This is a genomic window from Mesorhizobium sp. YC-39 (assembly GCF_025753795.1).
Lineage (GTDB): Bacteria > Pseudomonadota > Alphaproteobacteria > Rhizobiales > Rhizobiaceae > Mesorhizobium.
In genome coordinates, this window is sequence record NZ_JAOWPS010000025.1 from 1 (window position 1) to 2,232 (window position 2,232).

The following is a 2,232-nucleotide window of genomic DNA, read 5'->3' on the forward strand; positions in this document are numbered from 1 at the left end:
AACGCTGGAGGGTTTTGGGGTCCGTTTCGACTACACGCCGGAAAGGTCTTTGCGCCTTGGACTGGAGGCTGCGCACTGCCGACGGCGCATCGTTCATGCCGGTGGCGACGGCACCGGACGCGAAGTCATGCGTGCCTTGGTCGCGGCTGTGCGTTCCGCCCCGTCGATCGTGGTCGTCGAAGGTGTGGAAGCGCGTCGGCTGGCGGTCAAGCAGAATGCGGTCCGGGGTGTCTGGGCAAGCTGTTCGATGGGTTCGGTATTCTTCGGCTCGCGACGGGTGGTCCTCGCAACAGGCGGGATTGGCGGCCTGTTTATCGACACCACCAATCCCTTGGGCAGTTGCGGACAGGGCCTGGCACTTGCAGCGCGCGCAGGTGCTGTCCTTGCTGATCTGGAATTCATCCAGTTCCACCCGACCGCGCTTGATGGATCGAACCGCCCCATGACGCTCATCAGCGAGGCGGTTCGCGGCGAAGGCGCAACCATCGTCGACGAGACAGGGCGGCGTTTCGTCGACGGTTTGCGAGGTGCGGAACTCGCGCCACGCGACATCGTGGCGCGCGCTGTCTGGAAGCATCTTGCCGATGGCCATCGGGTCTTTCTCGATGTGCGGGAAAAGCCCGGCCCGGCATTCGGGCGGCAGTTTCCAACGATCGCAGCAGCCTGCCGCGTAGTCGGCATCGACCCGGCACATGACCTCATTCCTATCCGCCCCGCACAGCACTACCACATGGGTGGCGTCGCCGTGGATGGCGCCGGTCGCACCTCTGTTTCAGGACTTTGGGCCTGCGGCGAGGTAGCCTCCACCGGATTGCATGGCGCGAACAGGCTCGCTAGCAACTCCCTGACCGAGGCCATCGTGTGCGCGCGCTGGGTCGCGGAAAGCGTCGCCGGTACGCCTGCGCGCCGGACAAAGCCTGTCTTTGCACGCGATTACCCATCGCCCGATCCCATACCCGTGCGCCCTCTCCTCTCGAGCGCACTCGGCATCGTCCGGAATGGTGAATGTTTGAAAGCAACAGCGCGTGCTTTGTTGCCGCTCGCCGAGGCCAACGACGCGGCATCGGATTCCGCGTCTGTCGGGCTGATGATGACGATCGCCGCCTTGTCGCGCGAGGAAAGCCGTGGCGCCCACTACCGCGCCGACTTTCCGCATCGTGAAGCCGTTGCCAGACGTTTCGAACTTACTCTCGCCGATGCCCTGGCGGCAGCGCGGGAACTCGCACACGTCCCGAGCCTCGAGGGGGCCAGGTTATGAAGCTCGCACCACTTCCCACGGTCATGTTGGAGCCGCTTGTCCGGGCGGCTCTTCTCGAAGACCTTGGCAGAGCCGGTGACGTGACCACGGACGCCGTCGTCCCGAAAGAACACCAGGCGAGGACCGTGCTGGCGGCGCGCCAGTCGGGCGTTGTGGCCGGTCTCGATCTGGCGATGCTTGCTTTCCGGCTGATCGATCCTGACGTCGAAATCTCCGTGGAGCGGGCGGACGGCAGCGACGTGGCGAAAGGAGAGGTCATTGCCTCCGTGGTTGGGCCGGCCCGGGCCATTCTCACGGCCGAACGCACGGCACTCAATTTTCTGTGCCATCTGAGCGGCATCGCCACGGCAACGGCATCGATCGTGGCCGCGGTTCGCGGACATGGTGCGAAGATCGTCTGCACCCGCAAGACGACGCCCGGTTTGCGGGCAGTCGAAAAGTACGCCGTGCGCGCAGGAGGTGGCGCCAATCACCGCTTTGGCCTCGACGACGCCATCCTGATCAAGGACAACCACATTGCCATCGCCGGCGGAATTCGCACCGCGCTCGAGCGGGCACGAAACAGCGCCGGCCATCTCGTCAAGATCGAAGTCGAGGTCGATACCCTGGCCCAGTTGGAGGAGGTCCTTGGTTTCGCTCCCGATGCAGTCCTTCTCGATAACATGTCCCTCGACGATCTGCGTCGCGCCGTCGCAATCGTCGGCGGTCGGGCGATCACGGAGGCTTCAGGCACGATCACGTCCGATACGGCGCCAGCGATTGCCGCGACCGGCGTTGATCTGATTTCCATCGGTCGACTGACCCACAGCGCGCCGATCCTGGATATCGGCCTCGACTATCGGAGCTCATGATCGCGCGGCGAACGGACGGGAGCGGTCGATGACCTCCCTCTTCGTCAATCAGAAAGTGAAGACCCCGAAAAGCCAGAACCGGAGAAACCGCATGGACCTGCACGCAACGAGTCCGACGACGAC

General features: G+C 64.3%; 2 protein-coding genes. Both read left to right on the plus strand.

Annotated elements, in window-relative coordinates:
- A partial coding sequence (locus OHD62_RS35455; RefSeq protein WP_263792396.1) for an L-aspartate oxidase occupies positions 1–1,258 on the plus strand: 1,258 nt, incomplete at its 5' end.
- Entirely contained in the window at positions 1,255–2,109 is an 855-nt protein-coding gene (nadC, locus tag OHD62_RS35460; RefSeq protein WP_006205536.1) for a carboxylating nicotinate-nucleotide diphosphorylase, read from the plus strand. The genes OHD62_RS35455 and nadC, both read left to right, overlap by 4 nt.
- Positions 2,110–2,232: the final 123 nt, after the last annotated feature.